The 26,551-nt window shown below is 41.2% G+C and carries 30 protein-coding genes and 1 riboswitch; of the genes, 5 read left to right on the top strand and 25 right to left on the bottom strand.

Annotated elements, in window-relative coordinates:
* Nucleotides 1–175: 175 nt before the first annotated feature.
* On the top strand, nt 176–616 hold the full coding sequence (locus tag I588_RS19650; protein ID WP_010758616.1) for a LytTR family DNA-binding domain-containing protein: 441 nt from the start codon (nt 176–178) through the stop codon (nt 614–616).
* Entirely contained in the window at nt 613–1,023 is a 411-nt protein-coding gene (locus tag I588_RS19655; protein WP_010758617.1) for a hypothetical protein, read from the top strand. The genes I588_RS19650 and I588_RS19655 overlap by 4 nt, the downstream gene beginning before the upstream one ends.
* A 43-nt stretch (nt 1,024–1,066) precedes the next feature.
* Here I588_RS19655 and I588_RS19660 read toward each other — a convergent pair whose 3' ends face one another.
* Nucleotides 1,067–1,639, bottom strand: a complete 573-nt coding sequence (locus I588_RS19660) for a phosphatase PAP2 family protein (protein ID WP_010758618.1) — start codon at nt 1,637–1,639, stop codon at nt 1,067–1,069.
* Nucleotides 1,640–2,062: 423 nt separating this feature from the next.
* Between I588_RS19660 and I588_RS19665 the strand changes: the two genes are divergently transcribed.
* The gene (locus I588_RS19665; RefSeq protein ID WP_010758619.1) at nt 2,063–2,293 is read left to right on the top strand and encodes a hypothetical protein; all 231 of its coding nucleotides are present in this window, start codon (nt 2,063–2,065) and stop codon (nt 2,291–2,293) included.
* Nucleotides 2,294–2,399: 106 nt separating this feature from the next.
* Here I588_RS19665 and I588_RS19670 read toward each other — a convergent pair whose 3' ends face one another.
* The 5 genes from I588_RS19670 to thiW all read right to left on the bottom strand — a co-directional run bounded on the left by I588_RS19670 (nt 2,400) and on the right by thiW (nt 5,714).
* Nucleotides 2,400–3,323: a magnesium transporter CorA family protein gene (locus I588_RS19670; RefSeq protein ID WP_010758620.1), complete on the bottom strand. Its 924-nt coding sequence runs from the start codon at nt 3,321–3,323 to the stop codon at nt 2,400–2,402.
* 131 nt (nt 3,324–3,454) lie between these two features.
* Nucleotides 3,455–3,781, bottom strand: a complete 327-nt coding sequence (locus I588_RS19675) for a cupin domain-containing protein (protein WP_010758621.1) — start codon at nt 3,779–3,781, stop codon at nt 3,455–3,457.
* An 18-nt stretch (nt 3,782–3,799) separates the two neighbouring features.
* Nucleotides 3,800–4,423 (bottom strand): thiamine phosphate synthase, encoded by a 624-nt coding sequence (thiE, locus tag I588_RS19680; protein ID WP_010758622.1) that lies wholly within the window; start codon nt 4,421–4,423, stop codon nt 3,800–3,802.
* Entirely contained in the window at nt 4,420–5,241 is an 822-nt protein-coding gene (gene thiM, locus I588_RS19685) for a hydroxyethylthiazole kinase (protein WP_010758623.1), read from the bottom strand. Before thiM ends, thiE begins: the two co-directional genes overlap by 4 nt.
* Entirely contained in the window at nt 5,238–5,714 is a 477-nt protein-coding gene (gene thiW, locus I588_RS19690; RefSeq protein ID WP_051130114.1) for an energy coupling factor transporter S component ThiW, read from the bottom strand. The genes thiM and thiW overlap by 4 nt, the downstream gene beginning before the upstream one ends.
* Nucleotides 5,715–5,862: 148 nt before the next feature.
* Nucleotides 5,863–5,952: riboswitch (TPP riboswitch) on the bottom strand.
* A 109-nt stretch (nt 5,953–6,061) separates the two neighbouring features.
* On the opposite strand from thiW, the gene gloA2 reads away from it, so the two are divergent.
* The gene (gene gloA2 / locus I588_RS19700) at nt 6,062–6,454 is read left to right on the top strand and encodes an SMU1112c/YaeR family gloxylase I-like metalloprotein (RefSeq protein WP_010758625.1); all 393 of its coding nucleotides are present in this window, start codon (nt 6,062–6,064) and stop codon (nt 6,452–6,454) included.
* 27 nt (nt 6,455–6,481) lie between these two features.
* On the opposite strand, the gene I588_RS19705 is transcribed toward gloA2, so the two are convergent.
* The 6 genes from I588_RS19705 to I588_RS19730 all read right to left on the bottom strand — a co-directional run bounded on the left by I588_RS19705 (nt 6,482) and on the right by I588_RS19730 (nt 12,418).
* Nucleotides 6,482–7,996 (bottom strand): AcpB/EbpR/MafR family transcriptional regulator, encoded by a 1,515-nt coding sequence (locus I588_RS19705; RefSeq protein ID WP_010758626.1) that lies wholly within the window; start codon nt 7,994–7,996, stop codon nt 6,482–6,484.
* Between the two features lie 261 nt (nt 7,997–8,257).
* On the bottom strand, nt 8,258–8,578 hold the full coding sequence (locus I588_RS19710) for a nucleotide pyrophosphohydrolase (RefSeq protein ID WP_010758627.1): 321 nt from the start codon (nt 8,576–8,578) through the stop codon (nt 8,258–8,260).
* 50 nt (nt 8,579–8,628) lie between these two features.
* Nucleotides 8,629–10,152 carry an AcpB/EbpR/MafR family transcriptional regulator gene (locus tag I588_RS19715; RefSeq protein ID WP_034694036.1) on the bottom strand — a complete coding sequence of 508 codons (1,524 nt, stop codon included), beginning with the start codon at nt 10,150–10,152 and terminating at the stop codon, nt 8,629–8,631.
* A 443-nt stretch (nt 10,153–10,595) separates the two neighbouring features.
* A complete protein-coding gene (locus tag I588_RS19720) occupies nt 10,596–11,153 on the bottom strand; it encodes a hypothetical protein (RefSeq protein WP_010758629.1) in 558 nt (185 codons plus the stop codon).
* Entirely contained in the window at nt 11,150–11,455 is a 306-nt protein-coding gene (locus I588_RS19725) for a hypothetical protein (protein WP_010758630.1), read from the bottom strand. Before I588_RS19725 ends, I588_RS19720 begins: the two co-directional genes overlap by 4 nt.
* Nucleotides 11,456–12,418, bottom strand: a complete 963-nt coding sequence (locus I588_RS19730; RefSeq protein ID WP_010758631.1) for a helix-turn-helix transcriptional regulator — start codon at nt 12,416–12,418, stop codon at nt 11,456–11,458. It lies immediately after the preceding gene.
* Between the two features lie 132 nt (nt 12,419–12,550).
* Here I588_RS19730 and proC point away from each other — a divergent pair, with 132 nt between their 5' ends.
* Entirely contained in the window at nt 12,551–13,363 is an 813-nt protein-coding gene (gene proC, locus I588_RS19735; RefSeq protein WP_010758632.1) for a pyrroline-5-carboxylate reductase, read from the top strand.
* A gap of 96 nt (nt 13,364–13,459) precedes the next feature.
* Here the strand turns inward: proC and I588_RS19740 are convergent, their stop codons facing one another.
* The 13 genes from I588_RS19740 to I588_RS19800 all read right to left on the bottom strand — a co-directional run bounded on the left by I588_RS19740 (nt 13,460) and on the right by I588_RS19800 (nt 26,408).
* Nucleotides 13,460–13,864, bottom strand: a complete 405-nt coding sequence (locus tag I588_RS19740) for a pyridoxamine 5'-phosphate oxidase family protein (protein WP_010758633.1) — start codon at nt 13,862–13,864, stop codon at nt 13,460–13,462.
* A 57-nt stretch (nt 13,865–13,921) separates the two neighbouring features.
* Complete coding sequence (locus tag I588_RS19745; RefSeq protein WP_010758634.1) at nt 13,922–14,254, bottom strand: winged helix-turn-helix transcriptional regulator; 333 nt, start codon at nt 14,252–14,254, stop codon at nt 13,922–13,924.
* Nucleotides 14,255–14,347: 93 nt separating this feature from the next.
* Nucleotides 14,348–15,739 carry a dihydrolipoyl dehydrogenase gene (gene lpdA / locus I588_RS19750; RefSeq protein ID WP_010758635.1) on the bottom strand — a complete coding sequence of 464 codons (1,392 nt, stop codon included), beginning with the start codon at nt 15,737–15,739 and terminating at the stop codon, nt 14,348–14,350.
* A 38-nt stretch (nt 15,740–15,777) separates the two neighbouring features.
* The gene (locus I588_RS19755) at nt 15,778–16,989 is read right to left on the bottom strand and encodes a dihydrolipoamide acetyltransferase family protein (RefSeq protein WP_010758636.1); all 1,212 of its coding nucleotides are present in this window, start codon (nt 16,987–16,989) and stop codon (nt 15,778–15,780) included.
* A gap of 15 nt (nt 16,990–17,004) precedes the next feature.
* The gene (locus I588_RS19760) at nt 17,005–17,979 is read right to left on the bottom strand and encodes an alpha-ketoacid dehydrogenase subunit beta (protein ID WP_010758637.1); all 975 of its coding nucleotides are present in this window, start codon (nt 17,977–17,979) and stop codon (nt 17,005–17,007) included.
* A 366-nt stretch (nt 17,980–18,345) separates the two neighbouring features.
* Nucleotides 18,346–19,347 carry a thiamine pyrophosphate-dependent dehydrogenase E1 component subunit alpha gene (locus I588_RS19765; protein WP_010758638.1) on the bottom strand — a complete coding sequence of 334 codons (1,002 nt, stop codon included), beginning with the start codon at nt 19,345–19,347 and terminating at the stop codon, nt 18,346–18,348.
* Nucleotides 19,348–19,413: 66 nt separating this feature from the next.
* On the bottom strand, nt 19,414–20,361 hold the full coding sequence (locus tag I588_RS19770; protein WP_010758639.1) for a sugar-binding transcriptional regulator: 948 nt from the start codon (nt 20,359–20,361) through the stop codon (nt 19,414–19,416).
* Nucleotides 20,362–20,674: 313 nt separating this feature from the next.
* Entirely contained in the window at nt 20,675–20,950 is a 276-nt protein-coding gene (locus tag I588_RS19775) for a PTS sugar transporter subunit IIB (RefSeq protein WP_010758640.1), read from the bottom strand.
* Between the two features lie 19 nt (nt 20,951–20,969).
* Complete coding sequence (locus tag I588_RS19780) at nt 20,970–21,707, bottom strand: SDR family NAD(P)-dependent oxidoreductase (RefSeq protein ID WP_034694187.1); 738 nt, start codon at nt 21,705–21,707, stop codon at nt 20,970–20,972.
* Between the two features lie 22 nt (nt 21,708–21,729).
* On the bottom strand, nt 21,730–22,008 hold the full coding sequence (locus I588_RS19785) for a PTS sugar transporter subunit IIB (protein ID WP_010758642.1): 279 nt from the start codon (nt 22,006–22,008) through the stop codon (nt 21,730–21,732).
* Nucleotides 22,001–23,401, bottom strand: coding sequence for a PTS galactitol transporter subunit IIC (locus I588_RS19790; RefSeq protein ID WP_010758643.1), 1,401 nt, complete (start codon nt 23,399–23,401; stop codon nt 22,001–22,003). Before I588_RS19790 ends, I588_RS19785 begins: the two co-directional genes overlap by 8 nt.
* A gap of 384 nt (nt 23,402–23,785) precedes the next feature.
* Entirely contained in the window at nt 23,786–24,250 is a 465-nt protein-coding gene (locus I588_RS19795) for a PTS sugar transporter subunit IIA (RefSeq protein WP_010758644.1), read from the bottom strand.
* Nucleotides 24,231–26,408, bottom strand: coding sequence for a BglG family transcription antiterminator (locus I588_RS19800; RefSeq protein WP_010758645.1), 2,178 nt, complete (start codon nt 26,406–26,408; stop codon nt 24,231–24,233). Before I588_RS19800 ends, I588_RS19795 begins: the two co-directional genes overlap by 20 nt.
* Nucleotides 26,409–26,551 lie beyond the last annotated feature (143 nt).

Raw genomic sequence — 26,551 nt, forward strand, 5'->3', positions numbered from 1 at the left:
TTCGAAAAAAAAAGACCTAGCATTTTTTGCTAAATCTTCTCTTAAAACTTAACGGTACTCATTTTTGAAGAAAATAGCGGATATTTGCAACAAACACGTCTTTATTTGCAACAAAACAAATAGTACTATTGCTAGATAAGATATTCTTGCTATGCTTATCTCAGAAGGAGGCTATATGAAACTCAACATTATCTGGAATAAACAAAAAGAAAAAGATTGCATCGACATTATTAGTCATCCCATCAATCAAAAGCTCGTGACCAGCTGGCAAAATCAGTGGCAGCAGACAACTACTCTGCAAGCCATTCAACCAACTAATCAACGCACGTTGCTAGTTGCTCTGACAGAGATAGAAGCCATTGAAACAATGGGTCATATGAGTAAAATTCGGCTGCTATCTGGCAATGACTTATGGCTGCAAAAGAAGTTAAAAGAGCTAACTTATTTGGAATCATCTGGTTTTTATCGCATTAATAATTCAACTATCTTAAATATTCAACAAATCTCGGCGTTCTCGGCTGGTCAACATGCTCGCTTAGAAGTATTTACTAAAAATCACCAGCGCTATATCGTTAGTCGCCACTATGCTAAACAAATTAAGGAGCACTTACAATGATGAGACATTTAAAGAATAATTTTATGCAAGCTGCTTTTGGCAGTACCGTTTGGGTCGCGTTGCTTACCTTGCTTTTTACAAATCAAACCACTGTGCCAGTTTCCTTTATTTGGCGTTTGCTAGCTATCGGCAGTCTGCTAGGTTTGGTTTTTGGTGTCATTTATCCTTACCTATGGGAATACTCCGTGTTTAAAGCTCGCGTAAATATTTTACTCAGTACTCTCTTTAATACACTTTGTGGTTTTGCAGTTATTGCTCTTTATTCTGCCGAATTATTTAGTCGGATCCAGCCATTTTTTCTACCTATCCTGTTGATTACCTTGATTGGTCATTTAATTGGCTTCTATTTTTATTCAAACTATACGAACCGTAAACTAGCAGCTGCATTAAATAAAGCAAAAAAATAGACTCTTTTCTGTATATCAGAAGGAGTCTATTCCTTAAATCTTCTCAACTAACAATCAGCGGTATTAGAAAAACAATTCCTGTTCCTAAAAGCCAGCCGCCTAGAACATCAGTAAAATAGTGGACACCTAGATACACTCGACTGAAACCAATTAGAAAACAGATCAGGAGGGCTGGGATAATCCACCACCAAGAAATACTCAGATACAAAAAGCTGTTTAAAAATATGCCCAAATACAAGGCGGCGGCTGTAGAAGAATGACCACTTGGAAAGCTGTGATCTAATTCTTCTACCAAGCGGTCACCTTTAGGACGTTCACGTTTAAATATTCGTTTAATTATATAAGTAAGTCCTGTGGTAGCCATTACATTTATTCCGACGTTTAACGCGATGGCTGTACGAGTCGTAGGAAACAGAACCAGCAGTAAACATATTAGAATAGTCGGCACCGCTTTTCCCAGCTTGGTAAAAAAAAGGAATATGCTAGTCCATCCATCTCGTCGCTGAGCAATCACTTGTTTAGCCAATGAAGCATCTACTGATTGCATCCTTTTGCTTTGAACTAAGATCAGCACAAGAAAAAATGCTATAAATGAGCTAAGCGCTATCCACATCATGTCTGTCTCCTCCTATCTTATTCTTCTCCTTCATCTTACCACAAAAGAAGCAACCCTCTTTGATACTAAGCCTAAAAAAATTTTGTTATTGAATACCTGCCTATTCTCCCGAATTGCTTAAAATAAGCAAATAAACTAAAATCATTTATTCTTTGTTAAATTATCGAATATCCGGAAATTTTTCTTTCTCCTTCCTGAAGAAGAAAAATCCTTGTACTGCAAGGGTTATTCTCCCTTTAAAAAAGACGTTTTGCTGATAAAAGCTCATTTTTAAACAATCTAAAAAAATTGAAAAGTCCACTTATTTTTCAATCATTTTTAAGAAATAGTTGGTAATTATTGATCGCATTTAGGAATTGATCTTTTATGAAATAATTGTTAGATTTATAATGATAAAAGAAATATCTTTAGGAGGTAATGACAATGAGTTATACTTTAAACGTATATCACTTGCTGCTAGAAAGCGTTATTTTAAGTATTGATTCTGTCGTTGAAGAACCCACTACAGTAACTTTCCAGTCAAGTGAAGAAGCTGCTCATTATTTGAACAACACATTGCCCTCCTTACTTAAACAGCTTGAAAAAGAGAGTGCTGACAATCTGAAAATCGCAGTGAGGATGCATCTCGACCAAATAGAACAAGTCTTAAAATAAGTCAGCCTCAACTTTGTAGCAGAAAAGCATGGATCTTCTTTTCTTAGATAGTCTCTTCAAAAGATACAGCCAATCGTTGTATCTTTTTTTCTGGAAACAAGCAGCACTAATTCATATAATCCTTGCGACGCAATAAAATGATACCGATTATAGTGACAATTAATGCCAACAAAACGACCCCTAATGAGCCTAGAATCGAATCCTTCCATAATAAACCGCCCGTATTAATGCCCCATAAGCTGAAAATAAGTGTTGGAATGGAAATAATCAATGCCGCCGAATCCAAATACTTCATCAGATGATTCAAGGTATTGTCCATTAAGGCAGAAACCATGCCGCTGGTTGAATCTACTAGTCCACGATATAAATGAATCAGCTTTTCCACCCGTCGACAGCTGATACGGACATCATTTAGCACATCCTTTGAGATTTTAGCGACAATTTGTTCATTTTCTATAATTTGATCTGTCGTTTGCTTCTGATCATCTAGGGTATGTTCCAAATAGACTAGATTCTTTTCGATATCCCGCAGCAAGATTAAATTATCCTTTTCAGTACTGTTTTTAGCTGCGTCATTCACTTCATCAATCATCCGCTTTTGCTTATTCAACGCCAATAAATAATTGTGATACGTATAAAGAATATAGAAAATAATGAATTGATCTACTTCACCTTCACATTCCTCAAACATCTGCTGGATCTTTAACAGCTCATAAGCCCCAGAAGCTACCGTAATCACTAACTCCTCAGTAAACAGGAAAGAAATCGGCTGCAAGGCTCCCTCCACTGAGTCAGTCACATCCTGCTCTACCTGATAGCTGATTAAAACAAGACTGACACACGCGCCTAATTCCTTTGAGGAGAGCTTTTCGATGCGCGAAACTTCTTCTGTAAAAGAATGCAAGGTAAAGATATCTTTGGGCAAATCAAACTGGGCCGTATACTGTTGAATCTCCTCTTCTGTCGGGGCAGTAATCGACAGCCACCTTCGCGACTTCTCTCCACTTGTGATCGTTGTTTTTTCTAACATGATTGTACTCCTTTACACTTCACTGATATAAACTTATTATACGTCACAAGTACTCAAATCATTGGTTTCAAGGCTTTCACGTTTAGACAAAAAGAGCCGATAGAGCTATCCCCATCGGCTGGATTATTCGTTTATAAAAAATCTTTGCGAATCGGTGTAAATGTGTCAATTAGTTCTGAATCTGGCTCCAAAGGAATACAACCATGGCGAACATCCGCATCAAAGCGCAGAAAATCTCCTGGTCCTACTATATATACTCGTTCCTCTTCGAAAAACTTGAACTTGCCTTTTACAATATAGGTCACTTGTTCTTCAGGATGGCTGTGCAAGGTTGTCTCTTTACCACTCTCCTTAAAACGAACGCGAACAGCCATCATTTTCTCACTATGAGTAACGATACAGCGTTCGGTATTGTCATCGACCTTTTGAAATATCTGGTCTTTTTGATAACTGATCATAAGCTTCCTCCTACTAATTTATAATGCTTCCGCTGCAACTCGCAGCTGTTTGACAGTCTGGGAAACATCCTCGGCTTTCATAATCTCGCTCACTACTGATACTCCTGCAATTCCTGAATCTGCCAAAGTAAGAATATTGTCCTGCTTAATTCCACCAATTGCTACTACCGGAAGCTCCACTGATTTCGTAATAGCCTTCAGCACGGTTATTGGTGTAAGCTGAGAATCCTTCGTTTGGGTGGGGAAAATCGCCCCAACCCCTAAGTAATCAGCTCCCTCTGTTTGAGCTTCTAAGCTCCGTGCTAGTGATTTAGCCGACACCCCTAGGATTTTATTCGCTCCCAATAAACGTCTAGCTACCGACACGGGAAGCTCATCATCGCCGATATGAAGTCCTGCGGCATCAACTGCTAAGCAAATGTCCAGTCGGTCATTAATAATCAACGGAATATGATAGCGATCCGTAACCTCTTTTACTTTTAAAGCCAATTGATAAAACTGATTAGTCGATAATTCTTTTTCCCGCAGCTGGACTAATGTAACTCCATGTTGGCAGGCCTGCTCAATAATGGTTAAAAATTGTTCCTCTGTGAAATCATAACGCCCCGTAACTAAATAAAGTGTCAGTAATTCTTTTTTCATATCAACATTCCCTTCACTTGTTTATACCAGTCTCGATTCATTAAGATCGACAATTGGTTCAATGTTGCCTGACGAAAATCAGCTAAACCTTCTGGTACCAGCTCCTTCGCTTTTTCCCCGCAGCAATTGAAATAGCTGACTGCAGCTGCAACCGCTGGAAAAGCTTCCACTCCTGTACCTAATAAAGCCGCAACCATGGCTCCAACTATATCACCAGTTCCAGTAAAACAATCCAGCTCTGCTACGCCGTTTTGCAGCAGACAGCGGGTATTTTGATTTACCACTACATCCACTGCCCCGGTAGCAAGAAATGTGGTGTGGGGGTACTCTTTAGCTAAGACCTCCAGCGCTGCCGTCAATTCTTTTAGTGCTGCTTCTGACTGATCCAGCGAGCTGCCATCAACTCCTCGACCGTGACTTTCTAACCGGCATAATGCGCGCATCTCTGAAATATTGCCTTTTACGACTTCAGGATGCTTTTTCATTAATTGTTGCGTCAGTTCCGCCCGTAAAGGACTGGCTGCTAAGCCAACCACATCGACCACAGTCGGCTTATGAGTCTCTTCAGCAAAACGACTGGCTTCCAAAATATTTGCCTCTCGCTGTGGTGAAATATGACCCAAATTTAACAGCAGACTGTCTGTTTGCTGGAAAAAAGCCGGAAATTCCCGAGCATCATCGGCCATTACTGGTTTGGCCCCAATATACAGCAGAGCATTCGCCATTGATTCACAGGTAATTTCATTGGTGATACATTGCACCAAAGGCGACGCTGACAAAGGAAACACGGCTTTTACTAGTTCAGATAATTCATTCATGATTGATCACTCCTTAAAAATAATTGCTGACACCGTTTAAATACCGGTACTCGAGATAAAAGCTTCCAGACAAAGTAAGCTACCACCGACCCAATCAAGGTCGCTCCAACAAATCTAGGCGTATAGATCAGCCAGTACATTCCTTGCTGACTGCCGGTAAACAAAACCATCACTGGATAGGAAAGTAGGGAACCAATAATTCCTGTTCCAATAATTTCTCCCAGCATGGCTCCATACAGGTTGCCAGTCGCTCGAAACAGTAATCCTGCCAAATAAGCACCAAAAACCGCACCAGTTAGTGCTAACGGGGGAATCCCCAGCAGCAGCATCCGGATAATGCCACAGCACAAGGCCATCAGGGTACCATATAAAGGACCTAACAGCCCTCCTGCCAGTATGTTCATCACACTAGACATCGGTGCCATGCCCTCTACCCGAAACAACGGCGACAAAACGACATCCAGTGCAATCATCATTGCCAGCAACATCATCTTTTGCAACTTCTCTCTTTGCAAACCTCCAACATCCTTTCCTTACTTCAAACAAAAAAGACCCCTCACTTAAATAGAAGCAAAAGGAGTCTTAAAAAAAGCCCGACCAAATAAATGGACGGGCGAGATCGATGGTTTTACGACATTTCCCTGCGCCAGTTCTAACTGTTTCAGGTTCCATGGGTATAATCTCAGCTCTAAAGCACCCCAAATGTTTCTATTTATGAAATTGTGATTAAAGTATAGCATACTTTTTCTCATCCTGACAGTTTTCTCAGCAGATTTCTACTAAAAGCTGTGCTATTCTAACAACTAGAAAGGGGATTTTTATGTACGAACCGACATTTTCTACCATTCACCACGTAGCGATCATCGTTTCTGACTATCAGAAAGCCCGCGACTTTTACGTGAATATCTTAAAACTTCCTATTATTAGAGAAAATTATCGCAAGGAACGTCAGGACTACAAACTGGACCTGCAGCTGACAAATGATATCGAACTAGAAATCTTCGCCTTACCCAATCCGCCAAAACGCCCTAGCTATCCTGAAGCCAGCGGATTGCGCCATCTAGCTTTCAAAACGGATGATATTGAAGCCACTATGACCTATTTAGAATCTCACGGCATCGCCTGTGAGCCTCTTCGAACAGATGATTTCACTGGAAAAAAAATGACCTTCTTTTTCGATCCTGACGGCTTGCCGCTAGAATTACACGAGTAAAGCCAGCAGAGTCTGCTGGCTTTACTTTTATAAACCTAATTCCTTTTTCAAGGATAGATCATTAACTAAATTCTGGATAACCACCAAAGCCTTGGGTGTCACATAAGGATCCATTACAATTACAGGGAAATCCTCAGGCAGCCCTTCGACAGAACCCGTAGTGATCAATCCATCATAATTTAACATTTCCTCGTACATGCCATGTTTACGATCCACTACGCTTTCAAAATACGAGATCGAAAAATTCCCGTGAACAATTCGTGTGATATGCTTAGCTATGAATGATTCTTCCGTTGGAGTCAAATCAGATAAGAGCAGCAGTTGAATAGTCTGATCCTGCTCGACTAACATTTGCAGGCTATCTACCTCAGCTGTAAGCAGCAGATAGATATAATTCATAATAAAATCTTCTTCACGGTACATGTCGTATTTATCTACAAAATCTTTCACGATCTTGGCCACTCGTTCAATCGGTTTTTCATACATAATAGCTGTCATTTCCAAAAAAGTGTCGCGGCTTCGTCGCAAAATAGAAACAAACGCGCCGTCTCGATCGTAAAGATAATGGTCATTATTCAGCACTGAAGTCATATCAATTAACTGCTGTTCTGACATTTTTCCGCCTACCAGACGATTAAATTCCTCCGCTAATTCATAATGCTTCGAGTACATCGTTTGGTAACGGTGATTATCGGACAAAGCTAAATTTCGATGCTGGTAGCTGAAAACAACTGCGTCCGCGTAGATTAACCACATTGCATCCCGCATAGTTTCATCCGTCAAGTGTATGCGGAACAGTTCATGAGCAGTTTTGCTTAATTCATCAAAATATTTTTTTTCTGGAATAATGAAGCCGTCTTTGCGCAGCTCAAATTTCGGATAATTGTGTCCATTTTTAATCCGCCAGAAACTGACATATATCGTGTAAATGAGACGTTTTTGGAAAATATATTTTTTGTACATCTCATTCTTCTCAATGAATTCAATCACAAATTGCTCAATGGAATTGAACTGATAATCCTTTAACATAGGCAAAATATTCTCGAAAGCATTTTGCTTCTCAATGAAATAACGATAATAAAAATGGCGGATAACGCTTTCTTTTCCTTCTATTCTTAAAGGTCGATACCGTAGCTCCATTCCAGCCTTTTCTAACGTATACTTCACTTTTTTTAAGTAGCGCTGCGTATTTGACACACTCAAGTATAGACGCTCAGCCAAAGAAGTAATACTATCGCATTCTTCATATAGCAGCTGTTCAATAATCTGAAATTCCTGCGAACTAATTAACGTATCTGCATATAAATTACCAATACTGACTCTGTCCTTCATCGTCAGACGATAAAGCCCTTTGTATTTATCTATATGAAAGTATCCCGTGCGCTCATTTATCAGTCTTACATCTTCTAATAATATTGGCAGTGAACATTCCAGCTCACTTAACAGCTGATCACTTGGCAGCCCATCCCTCTGATAATACAATAATTCAATCAATCTCAGCCTCCGCTTATTACTCGTACCAAGAATATCGCGAAAGTCCATTTTTATCTCCCCCTTTTCTAATTGTCCTTCAACTTGAGAGTATCAGGTTTTTTTATTTTTGTAAATTTGACTAGTAAAAAAAACCGTAATAATTCATCAAATCGCCATTTTCAGCTATTTTATTTCATTTAAAACATAAATAGTTCCACTTGAACACTGCTCCAATTATCTTATTACCCAGTGCTAAAAAAAAGCAGCAGAATGAGCTTGCTCGATAGTCGAAACCTCTTTTGACTATCAAAAATACTCTTTCTGCTGACTTTATTTATTATACTTTTGTTTGCTGTCTTTACTTTTTTCGATTGGGTACTTCACTGCATTTTTCTTTAGCTTCTCAGCAATAATTTCATCAATATCAAACCCTAAATTATCTGCCATCATATACGAATAAATCAACACATCTGCCAGCTCTTCCTTCAGACGTTCTGGATTTTCCCGAGCCTCTTCCGATGATTTCCATTGAAACAATTCCAATAGTTCCGCAGCCTCCAGCGAAATGGACAAAGCTAAATCCTTCTCATTATGAAATTGGCGCCAATTGCGTTCATCGCGGAATTGATTGATTTTCTCCATGCTAGTCATTCTGTATCCCCCTATTTCTCCCTCTGGTAGACAAAAGATCGTCACTAAGACTAATTTATCACAAATTCGGCGTTCTTTTGTATAGAAAGCTCATTAACTAGGTTTTGAATGACCACCAAATGATGCGGGGTAATATAGGAATCCAGCACAATTAACGGAAAATTTTCTGGCAGCCCCTCGACTGATCCAGTAGTAATTAAGCCGTCGTAGCACAGCATTGCTGCATACATCCCATTTTTCCCGTTGGCTACAAGCTCAAAATGATCAATTTTAAAATTTCCGTATATATTATCCTTAATATGCATTGCCAAAAACTCTTCCTCGGTTGGTGTTAAATCCGAAAGAAGCAATAAATGAATAACCTTCTCCTGTTCTACAAGCAGCTGAAACGTTTCGGGGATCGACGTAAGCAGCAGGTACATGTAGTTCTTTACAAAATCCTCCTCCTGATACAATTCATGCTTAGTAACAAAATTCTGCACAATTGCCCGTACTTTTTCAATTGCCGGCTTATACATGATCGAAGCCAGCTCAAGAAAAACATCCCGGCTCTTACTTAAAATATTGATGTATTTTCCGTTAGGCTCGTACAAGTAGCAGTCATTCAGTAGCACAGTCGTTAAGTAATTCACTTGCTCTTTGCTAAATTTTTTGCCAGTCAACTGATTGAAGGACTCTGCCAGTTCATTATGTATGGTGTACATTTTTAAATATCGCTGGTTCTTTTCCAAAGCTGATTTTTGCTGTTGCTCACTAACAACTAGCGAATTTGAGTATAACAGCCACAAGCAATCCTGCATGATTTCATTGGTTAGCTCCATATGAAACAATTCCTGCACGGTATTGCCAAAATCAGTACAAGTTTGTTTGCTGGGCAAAACAAGTCCATTATTATGCATTTCATCGATCGGATAGGGATGGTGATTCATTATCCGCCACAAGCTGATATATATCGTATAAACAATCCGTTTTTGGAAAATATACTTTTTCAAAAGCTGATTTCTCTCAATAAACTCCACCGCAAACTGCTCTATAGAAAGGAATTGATAGCTTTTTAAATCCGGCAGTACCTCCTCTACCGCTTTTTGCTTTTCGATAAAGTAGCAGTAGTAAAAATGCCGAACAACACTTTCTTTTCCTTCAATTCTTAACGGACGATAACACAAATGCAGACCTGCTTGTTTTAGGATTTTTTCAATTTTTTTCAGGTAACGCTGAGTATTTGAGACACTTAGGAATAGGCGTTCAGCCAACGTGATAAGATTGTCACACTCCTCATAAAGCAGCTGCTCAATAATCTGAAACTCAGGTGATTGATTCACTACATCTGAATAAATCTTTCCGATACTTACCTTTTCTTTTATCTGCAGACGATAAAACCCTTTGATTTTTTTTACAAAGAAATCTTCGTGCTGCTCATTTATCAATTTGACATCGTTCAACAATATGGGCAGCGAACAAGACAGTTCCACTAATAATTGATCGCTTGGTATGCCTTCACGCTTATAATATAGACGTTCAATCAACATCAACTTTCGCTTGCTGCTCGTACTAAGAATGCCGCGAAAGTCCATCGCACTCCCTCCCTTCATTTTCCTTTAGCACCTCCATTTTAACGAAACGAGCATTTTTCTGCTTTTTAAGCAATATCACTTTCCTGGTTATCGTAAGCTAATCAATCTAGCGGCAGACCAACGCCTATCGTCTTTAAATTTCAAAAAGTTGTTATGCACTAATTTTATTGAATTTTTTTAAATTTTATAAACATTCATAATTTAAATTTTTTATTAACTAAAAAACTGTCAGCTGATCCAATACGATTTTCAGCAAACAAGGGCAGCGACAACAGACGTCAACTAACTCTACCAAGCTTAGTTACTGGCAGATAAGATTGCAAAATCAAATGACCTGAGTAAATAGTCCCTCTTTTTTGTCCACAGAAAAAACACCTGTTGAAAACAATGGTTGATACTAAAACTAGTATCGCTTGTTCAACAAGTGTTTTATGGAGCTGCTTCTACATCAATTCTTCTAAAAACCAGCGGGTAGCTTCTTCTAGCGTTCCTTGATAATCTGTCATTAGATCCCTTAAAGGAACTGTTTCAATAAAAGCGCGTGGCAAAAATACTTCCAGCTGCAGCTCGTCTTCTCCTAGGTGAGCCTCCATCACCAGCTCATCATCGGTGGATTCTTCCAAACGATTGCTCAATTCCTCAAAAAATTTATCCGCTACTTCATCCGCAACCTCGCTAAAAACCTCGGCTAAAATCCCTTGAATTTGTTGAAAAGGAAAGTGCAGCAATTGCTCCAGCGTGGGTGACGACAATGGGTTCTCATAAGCCACATAGGCAAAATCGATAAAATCCTCGGTTTCACCAATACTTTCTAAAAGCTCGCGGCCTTGCTGGATCAATTGAACACTGGCATTTTCTAATTCCTGAAAGAGTTCTTCCCGTTCGTTTAAGCGAAAGGTTTTATTCACTTCAACTGTTAATAATTCTCCCAATAATGACAGACTAGCCCTTTGGAAGGTCAAAGTGGGGGTTTCCTGAACGTATAGTTGGATCGTAGTCATTCATTTTCCTCCTGATTGAACCAAGAGAAATCATCCGGTGTTTCACCATCATAGTAACGAAGAAAATCCTTGGCACTTAGCAGCGTTTCTTCTTCCTCAACCTCGGCCTCCTCCAGCTGTTCTTCGCGGTATGTCTGGTATTTTTCCACCAATTGCCGATACAGCTCTTTTCTCGACTGACCTTCACCTGTAATAAAAGGCAGCTCCTTCAAGTAACCCGAATAGACCGGCCGTTCTGAGGCCCATTCAATGGGTAGTTCGATCACGGATAAATGAAGCTCCTGGAAAATTTCTTCGTACATTTATACTTCCTCCCGTTCTTGGCAATATATACGGTACAAACGAGGGGTCATCCCCACCGCTTGCTTGAACTTTTTATAAAAAAAGGCTTTGTCCTTATAGCCTAGATGCTCCACAATTTCTTGCACCGATAAGTTGGTTTGCGCCAGGTTTTTCTGTGCCAATAAAATCCTTTTTTGCAAAACAATTTCCGTAAAGGTTTGACCTGTTTTTTCCTTTAATAACGCCGATAAGTAATTGGGATGGAAGTGGAAATAGCTCGCGGTTTCCTCTAATTTCACCACTCGTATCATCGTATCGATGTAGGCCAGTACCTCTTCAATCAGCTGGTCATTGGCAACGTGATGGTCCTTTTCAACTAAGGCCTGGTCTGCCCCCTGGCTGATTTCAACAATTAATAAAACAAACGCCGCCTTGGTTACTTTATTATTGAAATAAGACATCTTCACGACTTGCTTCAGCAGCAACAGCGAATAGACATGCACATCCGTCAGCTGATCAAAATGAAAGATCAAGTAACGGCTGATCTGCTGGAACTCCTCACTGATTGCTTCCACAAAGAAACGGTACAGCTGCTGCTCTTCAACAAATTGCGTCAGCAGTGAATCAGTAAAATAGCTTTCTTTAAAATAGAAACAAACAACCGCTGTATCCTGGCTTTCCTTATACACTATTTTCGTACGAGGATTACTCAAAAACAAATGTCCTGCTTGATAGACGCCTTCCACTCCATCAATGGCTACCTGAGCAGTCCCTTCTAAAATATACAAAATTCGCGTATAGCCCTGAGGAACCGTAATTTCTCCTTGAGCCTGCTGAGACACAAAGGCCGCGATTTCTCGTTTCGGATTGTTCGCAAAGTCTGCTACCTCCTTGGCCATTGCCTCATTATTATGCAGGTAACAATCCAGAGTAACCAAAAATTGATAAAATGCCTCGTAATGCTCCTCATTGAAATAAGCCATTTTGCACCACCTTATAATCAAACACTTTTTTCTTTATCTACACTATTTTCCATTAAAATAAAACACCTTATAATAGCTTTATCAGTATAACACGGAATATTTGAATCAGACACTTTTTTGGAGGGATCATTTATGAAAATTGGATTTATCGGTGCAGGAAACATGGCTTCTGCTATTGCCCAAGGTGTAGTGGATAACCACTTTAGTAAAGCAGAGGATTTATATCTTTATGATATTGCAACAGAAAAGGTGCAGGCTTTTTGTGAAAAATTAGGGGCTCATGCAGTGACCGATCCGCAGGAATTAATTCGGACAGTCGACATGGTTATTTTAGCTGTGAAACCAAATGTAATCCGAGGTGTACTGCAGGAAGCGAAAGAAGAAATTTTGACTAACCAGCCGCTTGTCGTATCAATTGCAGCCGGAACCAGTACAGAAGCTATTTACGAAGTCTTTGAAACCGATCAGCCTATCCGCATTGTTCGCGTAATGCCTAATGTGAATGCCATGGTTGGTCAAGGAGCCGCCGCAGTTTGCGGGAATCCACATGCTGCGAAGAAAGATGTAGATGAAGTGATTGCTTTATTCAACGCAATCGGCAAAGCTTGGCCGTTAGACGAACAATACTTCTCTGTTTTTACCGCAATTGCCGGCAGCTCGCCTGCTTATGCGTTCTTATTCATCGACTCAATCGCGCGAGCAGCCGTGAAGAATGGTATGCCGAAAGATATCGCCTTGGAAATGGCTACACAAGCCATTCTAGGCAGTGCCGAAATGCTGGCTGCCAGCGGGGAAAATCCTTGGACCTTGATTGATCGGGTCAGCTCACCTGGCGGAACAACGGTAGCTGGGATCGTAGAACTGGAAAATAATGCCTTCATTTCAACCGTAATTAAAGGCATCGACGCTACCATCCAAAGAGATTTCGAATTAAATCAAAAATAAACACCAAGAGGGAATGACTCGGCAATCATAATTGCTGGTCATTCCCTCTTTGACTGTCTGTTCACCTTAAATACAGAAGTACTTCCGCGAATTCATCTAATAATCGAAGGTTCCAACAGCAAAATTCTGATAATGTTCTCCGCTGGCCGCCTTAAATTTCAAGACGGTAAAATCAGACAGTCCTTCTCCCTGAGAATAGTAGATTCGATACTCTTCTTTCCAAAAAGGCTGCTTCTCTGCCTCCGCCAACAAGACTTCCATTTCTCCTAAAAGCGTGACCCCTTCAAAAGTCGTTGGATTGCACACGTATAAACAACTCTTTGGGTTTTTAATTAATTGCTGCACCTTGCTGGAAGACGTATTCGTGTGCAGATAAAAACTGTTTCCTTCTATTTTAATTGGCCTCAGCATTGCTCGAATCATCGGGTAACCCACAGCTGTAACCGAACCGAGAAAACAAATCTCTTGTTCCTGTATCAGCTCTTCTATCCTTGGTCGCATCTCGTTTCCTCCGTTTTTATTTTGAGGATAGCACGAGAATTTCCGGCTGTACATTACTTACTTTTTTGTGGGTATCTCTTCTAATAATTCTGTCCCTACTTCCTGCATAATCGTTAAGGCGGCAAACATTTTCTGCCCTCGCTCTTTCAAAAAGTATGATACTTTCAAAGGATAGCCATCCGCGCTCTGCTTTCCAATAAACTGATAGTTTTGCAGCTGCGCTAACTGCTCCAGCAGCATTTTTTCACTGATCCCTTGAATCTCGTGTTTTAATTCCGAAAGTGAACAAGCCTTCTTGCTTAGCTGCCACAAAATAATTGGTTTCCATTTTCCTCTAATCAGATCATGAGTAATCTCTAAGGGACAAGTGTAATCCTCCCGTATCTTCATGAATTTTCTCCTTTTCCCCCATTATTCCAAAAGCTTAATCGCAGTGCAAGCAGGCAAAAAGAGCATGAACAAGTGTCCACGCTCTTTTGTCATCTACATATGAATCGGCAAACCCAAACCAACTTCGGTGGCATCCATTACCATTTCCGATAAGGTTGGGTGTCCATGAATCGTCAAAGCAATGTCTTCCAAGGTTAGGAAGGATTCAATTGCCAAAGTAACTTCGGCAATCAAGTCGCTGGCATTTACCCCAACAATTTGTGCACCTAGAACTAGCTCGGTATCTTTTTCAAAGACTAACCGGACAAAGCCTTCCGTTGCATTCAAGGACAGTGCTCGTCCATTGGCTTGCATCGGGAAATTAACTGATTTAGCTTTGATCCCCTGTTCTTTGGCTTCAGCCAAGGTATAGCCTACCGTCGCAATTTCCGGATCAGTAAAGCAGATGGACGGAATTGCTCGATAATCCTTGGCTACGTTCTTGCCGCCGATAACTTCTGCGGCAATCTTCGCTTCATAGCTGGCTTTATGGGCTAAGGCTAATCCAGGAACAATATCACCAATGGCAAAAATGTTCTTTTGGGTAGTGCGATATTGTTCATCCACCTTAACTAAGTTTCGCTCAGTGACTTGAACCCCCGCTTTATCTAGACCAAGATCATCAGTATTCGGTCTGCGGCCTACAGTCACCATTACATAATCGACTTCAACAGTTTCGGTTTTGCCTTTGACCTCAAATTCAACGACGACACTGTTGCCTTTTTCAATCGCTTTTTTCGCTTTGGCCCCAGTATGAACCTGGATGCCGTTTTGTTTAAACTTCTTAGTGACCATTTGCTGGATATCAGCTTCAAAGTTCGGCAAAATACTTGGGGTACCTTCAATGATAGTGACTTCTGAACCAAGGTTGGCATAAGCACCGCCTAGTTCCGAACCAACAATGCCGCCGCCGATAATCGCAAAACGTTTAGGAATTTCCTTCAAATTTAAACCGCCAGTCGAATCTAGCACTCGACCGCCAAATGTAAAGCCAGGAATTTCGATTGGACGACTGCCTGTAGCGATAATTGCATGTTTGAACTCTAGTTTTTCTTTGCCTTTTTTAGTTTCAATCTCCAGAGTGTTTTTGCCGACAAAGCGTCCACGGCCATCAATCGTTTCTACGCCGTTTTTCTTCAACAGCATTGCCACACCAGAGGTCAAGGTTTTGACTACTTTTTCATTTTTCCATTTTTGGGTTTTCTCAAAATCCAAGGTCACTTCCTTGGTCTTCAAGCCTAAAAAGTCAGAATGCTGTGCTTCTTGGTAACGGTGCCCTGCTGTGATCAAGGCTTTAGATGGAATACATCCGACATTCAAACACACTCCGCCGACATGCTCCGCTTCGACAACAGTTACCTTCTGTCCCATTTGTGCGGCGCGAATCGCAGCGACATAGCCGCCAGGACCAGCTCCGATTACCACCGTATCTGTTTTTTTCGTCATAGCTTACTCCTCGTATTCACGTAATGTTGTCTTCATTCCTATAACAATAGACTCATCGGATTTTCCAGCATCTCAACAATCAGACTTAAGAAGGCTGCGGCTGGTGCACCGTCAGCAACCCGATGATCAAAGGATAGAGAAAGATTCAAAGCGGAAATCGTCTTCACTTCACCAGTTGCATCCAAAGCCAGCTTGTCGTACATGCCGCCAACACCTAATATTGCTACTTCCGGTGCATTGATAATTGGATTGAAGGTTTGGACTTTACTGCGGCCTAATGAGCTGACTGTAAAGGTACCGCCACTCATTTCCTGTGGTGACAATTGACCATCCCGTGCTTTTTGCGTAACTTCCTTAACTGATTTTGTCAATTCGCTTAAGCCCATTCGGCTGGCATTTTTCACAACTGGAACAACTAAGCCTTCAGAAACAGCTACTGCTACACCCATGTTTACTTCGTCAAAACGCTGAATGCCTTCTTCCAAACCATGAGCATTGAACTCTGGGTAAGACTTCAAGGCAACCATTGCTGCTTTGATAATAATTTCTAAGAAGGAAATCCGATTGCCGGTTTGTTCTTCCACCATTGGCAACAGCTGTCCTCGTAATTCCTTCAGCTTCGTCATATCTACTTCTGCATTCATCGTGACATGGGGAATCGTAGTCTTGCTGTTAAGCATGCGGTCAGCAATTACTTTACGCATACCGCTCCATGGAATCAGTTCGCCACTACTTGCTTCAGCAGTCGCTGCTGGTGCCGCAGGTTTTTCTTGATAATTGGCAACATCTTGGGCCTGAATGCGACCTTTAGGACCAGAGCCCTCTACCTTTTGCAAGTCAATGCCTTTTTCTCGGGCAATTCGACGAGCAGCCGGAGTTGCACGAATATTCTTAGCAGCAACTGGTGCTGCGGCAACTGTCTTTTCCTCTGCCTTTTCTGGCTCTGCTGCTTTTTCTTCGGCAGGCGCTGCTTCTTCTGTGCTGCCTGGCATTTCGTCTGGTACTTCCTCGCCAGCTTCACCAATGTAGGCAATCACGGAGTTTACCGGCGCACTTTCATCATCGCCAATATATTTCTTCAATAGAATCCCTTCGTCATAGGCTTCTACTTCAATCGCAATCTTGTCAGTCATAACTTCGAAAATCGCTTCTCCCACTTCAACCGAATCACCTTCGTCCTTCAGCCAAGTGGTGATGGTTCCCACGTCCATCGTCGAGCTTAATTTGGGCATTAGTACTTCATGTGCCATCGTTTTTCTCCCTTCCTACATTAATCCGCGGCAAGCTTCAACAATATCTTCCACCTGCGGTACGGCTTTCTTCTCTAGTTCAGGATGGTATGGCATTGGAATTTCTTTCCCAGCCAAACGAACAATTGGTGCATCCAAGAAATCAAAGGATTCGCCCTCAGCAATCACGCTGGCTAATTCAGCACTAAATCCGCTGCGTTTTACCGCTTCAGTCACTACAACGGCTTTTCCAGTTTTCATAACAGAGGCAACAATGGTTTCTTTATCTAATGGTACTAATGTTCTTGGGTCAACTACTTCAATATCAATGCCTTCTTCAGCTAAAATGTCCGCTGCTTCTAACGCTTTGTGTACCATAATTCCAGTCGCTACCACTGAGATGTCGGCTCCTTCACGTTTCACATCGGCTACCCCGATCGGAATCGTGTATTTGCCTTCTGGTACATCACAAGAAGTTCGGTAGCATAGTTTATGCTCGTAAAACATGACAGGATTATCGTCTTCGATCGCTGCATGCAACAGTCCTTTTGCATCGTAAGCAGTTGCTGGTTGGATAACTTTCAAGCCTGGAATATGCGCCGTCCAATTCTCTAAGCTTTGGGAATGCTGTGCTGCCGCTCCAGTTCCTGATCCGCCGGGTGTACGCATAACCAAAGGAATCTTCGCTTTTCCACCGTACATGTAGCGAATCTTCGCTGCTTGGTTCACAATTTGATCTAAGGCAATCGTAATAAAATCTGAGAACTGAATTTCAAAAATTGGCCGCATTCCGGTCATCGCTGCCCCCACAGAAGCTCCAGCAATAACAGACTCAGCAATCGGTGTTGAACGAACTCGTTCTTCTCCAAACTCTTCATACATTCCTCGGCTGACTCCAAAAGCCCCGCCATATATTCCAATATCCTCGCCCATCAAGAAAACGTCTTCGTTTTCTCGCATCGCTTCAGACATTGCTTCTCTTACTGCTTCTGAATAAGTGATTTCTCTCATCAACTTGCTCCTCCTTGTTAATACTAAGGTAATCATTTTTCTCTGAAAAATGAGTCTGATTTTAACGCCGTATACCATTCCACTAAACGACTCGTATGCTTATTTAGTTGGTAGCTTTTGATTCTTCTCGTTCGATTGTTTACTGCAAATAGTAGAACTGGCACCCTATTTCGATAATTAGGTATTAATTTTTTCTCTGAAAAAATTAGTTTGATTCTCAATACGTGTACCATTCCACTATATAGTTCGTAACTCTATTTGCTTTATCATTCTTTATTACTTTCGAACGGGTACTTACTGTGAAAAGTGGAACTGGCATCCTTGTTTATACTAAGGTAATTATTTTTGCTTTCAAAAAACGTAGGGTTAATCTGAATAGACATCCTCGTACATGCTTTCGATTTCTGGCATTGGGCTTTCTTCGGCGAATTTCACTGCGTCTTCGATGGCTTGTTTGGATTCCACGCGGATCGCTTCGGCTTCTTCTTCAGTGAACAATCCAGCGGCTACAAATTTGTCCTTCGCCAGCTTGATTGGATCACGATTTTTGCGCCAATCTTCTTCTTCTTCCTTGGTGCGGTATTTCTTGGCATCTGATTTTGAATGCCCTTTCCAACGATAAGTCATCGCTTCGATTAAGGTTGGCCCTTCTCCGCGACGTGCTTTTTCTACTGCATCATAAGTGGTGTTGATAACTTCGATTAGGTCGTTGCCGTCGATAGTAACACCTTCAATACCATAGGCCTTTGCACGATCAGACAATTTGTCCACTCGCATCATCGTTTTAAATGGACCGCTCATGCCGTATTGATTGTTTTCAATAAAGTAAACAACTGGTAAATCCCAGATAGCTGCTAAATTGACTGCTTCATGGAAACTTCCTTCATTGGTAGAGCCGTCACCTGCATAAGCCAAGGCCACGTTGTCCTGACCTTTCATTTTAGCGGTTAACGCAGCTCCGGTAGCAATTGGGAAGCCGCCGCCGACAATCCCGTTAGCACCTAAGTTTCCTGTATCTAAATCAGCGATATGCATAGATCCGCCTTTTCCGTTGTTCGTGCCAGTAGTTCGACCGAAAAGTTCTGCCATCATTTCGTTAATGTTGCACCCTTTAGCAATCGTTTGACCATGTCCTCGGTGGGTTGCAGTAATCCAATCTGTTTTGCGTAATACTGCTCCGCTCCCAGCTGAGGATGATTCTTGCCCAACTGCTAAGTGAGTCGTTCCGTGTATTAACCCTTTAGCAAACAATTGATCCACCTTTTCATCGAAGTAACGAATTTCCCACATAGTTCTGAATACTTTTTTGAGATCTTCGTCAGTCAATCCTGCACGATTTGGTACGGACATTTTACTTGTCTCTGACATAATTTACGCTCCTTTTCTTGATTCATCTATCACTAATTTCACTGCTTCCAGCAAAATCAAAGTGGTTTACTTGAGTAACGCTTTCGCTGTTTCTTCATCAGTAATCAGGACATTTACTAGGCCGCCTTTTAAAGCTGCCCGAATCCCACCGACTTTTTCTTTTCCGCCAGATACACCGATCCGAGTCGGAATTCTTTTCAAATCTTCCAGATCAATTGCCAATACTCGATCATTCCAAGTACATGCGGCTAAATTTCCCTCTTCATCAATAAAGTTGTAACAAATATCTCCTGCCACTTTACGATCTGACAGCTCCACCTGCAGCTGATCTGAATCAGCTAACAAATAGGTTTTGGTCATGGTGGAGTAGGCTGGTAAACCGCCAATTCCCACTAGGGCAACATCAACACTCTTGGCTTCGTCAAATACCTGTTTGATAAACGACTGCTCCATGAACACCTGCTTGGCTTCCGCAGAATCTACTGTAATGGGTGCATGCAGCTCAACTGCGATACCGTCACTTTTCTTAGCAAACAATTCACAGACAACATTGGCTTGCAGGGCCATATGCTGCTGACCAAGGCCGCCAACTAAAGGGACAAATTTTACCGATTCCATTTGACTCTTAGGCGAGAAGTTCATAGCCGCCTCGTGAACCACTGTGCCGGCGGATACGCCAACTTTTTGATTAGGCTGCAATATCCTGGCGAGGTATTTTGCAGCTGTGATTCCGATGCGCTTATTCAACATCTCTACACCAGTAGGGGCGATACAAATGACTTCCTGCAGCATAAATTTCTCGGCAATTTTTTCTTCTAGTACACGGTAAGGATGAGCCATATCATCATGGATGATGATTTCTACTAATCCCAAAGCTCGAGCCTTAGCCAAATATTTAGAAACTAACGAACGGCTGATATTAAACCGTTTGGCTACCTCTGACTGCTTGGCTCCTTCCTCGTAATACATGGACGCCATTTCCGTCAACAGCCTGCGATCATCTGAATAACTCATTTCCTACCCTCCAAAAGACTTTTTTTGTTAAAAAGCATTTGCCAACTTTGTGCATTTATGAACATATGTTATATACCGTGACATATGTTACACACTAATAGTAGGTCGGATTGATGCTGGTGTCAACGCTATTCTGACGCCAATGTAAATGTTTACAGTATGTTCCAAACGAGAGAGCTCTAGTGACATATGTTACGTTTTTTGGAAAAAGTTACGACAGGAAGCCATTGAACCCACGCAGCAGAGCTGACTAGAAAGACAGTCTACTATCGTGTGGGTTCAATGGCTTTATCTGCAGAATGCTTTCTATAAACTACTGGATCGCTGCAATCAACTGATCACAGCAGGTCTCCATCCCAAATTTAGTGATGAAGGGGGTACCATCTACCTTAGGCACATCAATCGTAAATTTAGGCTGTCCAATGACTACCACAACATCAATTGATGGGTCCAGTGCTTCTACTTCATAAATACTTTTACCAGTAACGGTTGCTTCCACGCCTTTTTGTGTCAAATAATCTTGGATAAAATTAACTGCAAAGTTACGCTTGTTATCTGAGGTTCCAGCTGCTACTAAAATATTCTTCATGCAAATTCTTCCTTTTCCATTAATAAGTTCTGCCGCCATCTGCCAAGATGATTTGCCCATGAATATATGAGCTCTCCGGGCTGGCTAAAAACAGGGCTAGATTGGCAATATCTTCCGGCTGTCCAATGCGAGAGATTGGAATCTTCTTCAGCAGCTCTGCTCGACTAGCTTCATCTGGATACAAATGATCCAAAATTTCGGTTTGAATTACTCGTGGTGCGATGGCATTCACATTTACACCCTTTGGTCCCAGCTCTTTTGAAATGGTGCGCATCAAGCCATGCTGACCCGCCTTGGAAGAAGCATAATGTGCTCCTCCGCCGGTTCCAGTAATGGCCGAGCCTGACGTTACAAAAATGATCTTGCCTTGATTAGATAGAAAGTCATCATAAAAGGCTTTGATAGTGTAAAAGGACCCATCTAAGTTGATGTGAAGCACTCGCTGCCATTCTTCGATACTGATTTCTTCTACCGAGTGACGGTAACTAATTCCGGCATTAATAACCAGCACATCAACACGTCCAAACGTTGCAAAGACTTGCTCTCTTACCTGCTGCAAATCTTCTGCTGCAGCTACATCGGCTTTAACAAACAGTGCTTGGGCATACTCTTTACTCAATTGCTCAGCAGTTTCTTCGCCAGCTGCTTGATCGAAATCAACGATAACGGTATTTGCACCAGCTTGCGCAAATTTCTCCGCAATTGACCGCCCGATTCCCTTTGCCGCTCCAGTGACGACCGCGACTTTCCCTTGCATATTTTCCACTACGTCCACGTCCTTATTGCAAGATTTCTACAATTTTTTGTACATCTGCTTCAATTCCTACCCCGGTCAAAAAGGACAGGGCGCGAATAACTGGAATATCGTTGCTTTCATAGGAAGTTGTTGTAACAACTAAATCAGCATTAGCAATTTTCGAAGGCAGCTCAGCCACCTTACATTGTTCTACTGTTGCTGGGATATTGTTTTTTTCTAATTCTTCTTTGACCCGCATACAAACTACCGTTGATGTTGCTACTCCCGTTCCGCAAGCGATTAATACATGTTTTTTATTCATTTGTCTCGACTCCTTCTACATTCTTTTTATCTGGTTCAATGTTGAATTGTTTTTTGATGTCATTTCTTGTCCAGAACCAAAGTGCTCCGTACATTACCAAAGCAATCACACCAGCAGCAAAAGCAGGCACGTTGGATGGATCAATTAATTTCAGCATAATCCACAAGGTAATATGACAGCTCATATCAATCCCGGAAATCATAGTTGCTCCTTCTGGGAAGGCAAAGCCTACTGCATGAGCCATGGTTGTGGTTAAAGCACCTAAGTTAGTCGCAATAAAGAAGACGATACAAACAGATACAATCGCATTTAACAATCCTCGGAAAATATTACCTTTCGAAGCCGCAATTGACCAAATTACCGTAAATGGCAATACCGCTAAATCAGCAAATGGCAACAACCGGTTGTATGGTAAAACCGCTGCTAACAAGATAGTGATTGGAACCATAATCAAAGCAACTGTGATAATTGCTGGATGAGCTGTAACCACCGCTGCATCTAAGCCGATATATACTTCTTTTCCTGGGAAGCGTTTTTGAATGAAGGTCTTTGCTGCTTCCGCAATTGGTGACAGCCCTTCCATTAAAAGCGCTACCATTCTTGGCATTAAAATCATAACTGCTGACATTTGAATCCCTAATTGAATAATTGCCTGTGAATCGTAACCAGCTAAGAAGCCCATGCCAACCCCTAGAATCAAACCAATCATCATCGGTTCACCGAAAATTCCTAATTTGTCCTTCAAGTTATCCGCATTAATATCAATTTTGTTAATACCAGGAATCTTATCCCATACCCGATTTAAGGCATACGTAATTGGCGCAAAGTTGACCGTCTCCCCGTGTGGCAGCGAAATTCCAGGCAAACCATAGAAATGTTCCACTGCAGGTGCCGTCCAGTCAGCCAGCTTGAAGATTACAAACGTATTAATCAATGCACAAACAACAGCGATAATAATTGAGTCTGTTGCGTAATAAATCATTGCTCCTGGGAAAATCAAATGCCAATAATTCCAAATATCTACGTCCATTGTTTTCGTTTGATTAAAACGCAGCAACACCATGTTAAAGATAAAAATTGTCGGAATGAGTAATACTGCAATCGGTGTTGCAAAGGTGATCGCCGCTCCGATGGGCCAACCAACATCCAAAATATCTAAATTCAAGCCCAAGCGTTCAATCATCGCGGTTGACGCCTGACCAACTGAATCAGACAGCAAACCAATAACTAGATTCAACCCAGTAAACCCAATACCAACGGTTAAACCTGCCCGAAACGACCGACTCAGCTTTTGACCGAGCACAACTCCAAAAATTGTTAAGATAATCGGCAGCATGGCCGCTGCCCCTAAATCCAAAATATAGTTAACCCCGTTTTTGATAATATCTAGCATTTCATTCATCTCCTCGTTCTTAATAATGTAATATTTTTGTTCCAAAAATAGTTTGACTCTCACAGCGTATACCATCCAACTAAACTGGTTGTTTTGATGAATCGGGTACACTTGTGAGTTATGCTTCGGACTTTTTTAACTGCCAAAAGTTGGACTGGCACCCTTATTCCTATTAATGAATTATTTTTTGTTCCAAAAAATAGTCTTATTTTCATGCCGTGTACCATCCAACTAAACTCTTCGTATCATTACTTTGCTAAAACCTGAAATGTGTACTTCGAACTTTGTCTGCTGCAAAAAGTTGGACTGGCACCCTCGTTCATTTTAACTTTTCGTCTTTTTCTCTTTTTCTCTTTTTCCCTATTTATCTATTTCCCTATTTCCCTAATTTATCGTCTCTAACAATTGCTCTACTTCATCCATTTGTTTTCCTTGTTTTAACAAGTGCAAATTATGTTCATCCTGACATAATGCGATCAATCGCTGCAGCATGACTAGCTGTTGCTGAGGCTCCTTGATTGCCAACATGAAAACGAGCTCAACATCAACGTATTCTTGATTGCTGGCCATGATTTCGAAGGTCACCGGATGCTCTAGCACCCCCACCAAAAAGCCTTCCTTCTCTACATGATCTGAATCAGTATGAGGGATTGCGACGCTAATGCCAGCAGTAGGCAGACCAGTCGGGAAATTCTTCTCCCGCTCAATCACAGCTGCCTGGTAGCTGTCCTTTACGAAGCCATGCTCATACAAGACATCACTCATTTTCTTCAGCAGCATTTCTTTGTCAGTTTCATCAAATTTACAATATAAGTACTTTTGCTTTTCATCACATAATATTTTTTTCATAAGAGAATCCCATCACTTTGTCTTCCATTTTTTTTAGTTCAAGCATGATTTCTTCTGGCGTTTGGCAACGATCCATTCGTTCTAAAAAGTTTTCAGTTGCCAGTATTTCGGTAAAATAATATAAACAAGTGCCAATTGATTTTCCTTCTGGCAAACTAAAAGCGATTACATATTTCACTGGATCATTTTGCTTGTGGTTAAAACAAACCGCTTCTTTTACACGCAGGAAGCTAGCGCCAATTCTTCGGGCTCCCTGAGAGGCCTCCGCATGAGGAATCGCCACACCTGGCGAGATAACAATGTATGGATCATTTTCCTCGATGATATCGATCATACCGTCGATATATTCTGAGGTAATGTAGTGATCCTTTTGTAAAATTTCGCCTGCCTGACGTACCGCATCCTGCCAATCGGCCGCTGTTTGATCCAGCACGATATGATCCAAACGCAAGATTGAGGACAGTCGAACTACCTCTTGAGGATCTGATGTCATCTGCTCATTCAAGCGATAAAATTGTTCCAAATCCCGCAGGAAATTTTCCTGGTTTTCTTCATCTACATACTTCTCAATTACCGGTAAAAAGCTTTGGATCAATTTTTCTTCCTTAGTAATCAAATAATTCTGATCAATAAATTGCTGCGGCTTAATTTGATAAATTGCCTTTTGAATCGCTACAATATCTTCCTCCGTCAAAATCGGGTGAACCAAAACCACGGGTGATTTTTTAAATTGCAAAGGTACCGTGGAAACAATCAGATCTTGATTTTCCGGCTGAATCTTCTGCAGCGTGTGAGAAGAATCCACAGAGACAATTTCTAAGTGAGGAAAAGCCGCTAACAGCTTAACCTTGATTAACTGGGCCGTTCCACTGCCTGAGTTGCAAACCAAGCGAATCCGAATCGGTCCTTGAAACGTAGAGTTGATCGTATTTTCCAGAATCGCCATGACATACATGACAATGAAAGACAATTCATCGTCGGTTACTTCTTTGCCTAAATACTCTTCAATCTTTTGCAGGTGCTTTTTCACTAGCGGAAAAATGTCGGTGTAGGAGTGATAAACTTCATCGTATAAAGCATTTTTCACACTGCTGTTTAATTTAATACGGTAAATCAGTAGTTTAAGGTGATTTTCCAACAGTTCGAACAAATCGCTGTTCAAGTAATACTTAATGCCCAGCTCCTTAGTTAAGTTGAAAATAAACTCATTGATCAAAATTTGCATTTCGATCGAGTCAATTTTGCGACTGTTGTTCTTAATGTAGCTCTTGCTGCGAAGAATCGAGACTAAATAATCTGTCTCTCCTTCATTAATAGACATTGCATAATGCTCACTTAACTTCTTGCTAATTGCCTTGGCAAAGCCATATTTTGAGCTTTCCCTTAATCGATGCAGCTCGCTTGAATCCTCAATCCGAAAGCCTAGCTGCAACCGCTCCAACATAATCAACAGGTAACAAACCACTTCCTGATAAGAAAAGTCCGATAGCTCCACGCCCTCTTGCTTTTCCACCTCCAACAACAATTGCCCGACTTCACGGTAACGGGTCTGCTTATCAATGATATCCAGCAGCAGATTTTGAAAAATATTGCTTTCACTGCTAAAGGCATAATCATAATCATTGTCAAACAATCCATTAAAGATAATTAGCTTGGTCATAGCAGTTCGAATTCTTTGCTCGTCACCCTTCACCTTGTAGCCTTTGCCGACTGCCGAGTATAGGGTAAGGTTATTGCGTTCAAACCACAGCTTCAGCTCTTCAATATCGCTAACCAGTGTATTGCGGCTGACCAACACGTATTCTGATAGATAATACGTAGTTACATAATCTTTGCTGGTAACCAGCAGCAACGCTAAAATCGTTCGTCGTTCATCTTGAGATAAATGATAATCCTGAAATGAACCATACGTTTTCAGCAGTTCGTTTAGATCAACCTCCTTTGAAATCTGCAGATGTCCCACCTCATCGAATATGATGCGAGCATCGTTGTCCTTCTCCAATTGAAAATTGATTTCCTTGATATCATTACGAATCGTTTGCTCGGAAACTTTGAATAAACTCGCGTAACTGTGCAACGTTTGCTTCTTCTCATGCAAAATATCCAATAAAATTTTATTGATTCTTCGATTCACACCTATCACCTCTACACTTCCCATTATATTTTCCCCCAGATAATTCACAAGACCAATCCTTTTTACTGCGCGTCCAAAAAAATTGTACTAGAACAATGATTGTCAAAAAAAGCCAGCCATGTTAGGCTGAAGGCATTGAATGATTCTTTCTATAGAATAACACATAT

The organism is Enterococcus pallens ATCC BAA-351 (assembly GCF_000407485.1).
Lineage (GTDB): Bacteria > Bacillota > Bacilli > Lactobacillales > Enterococcaceae > Enterococcus_A > Enterococcus_A pallens.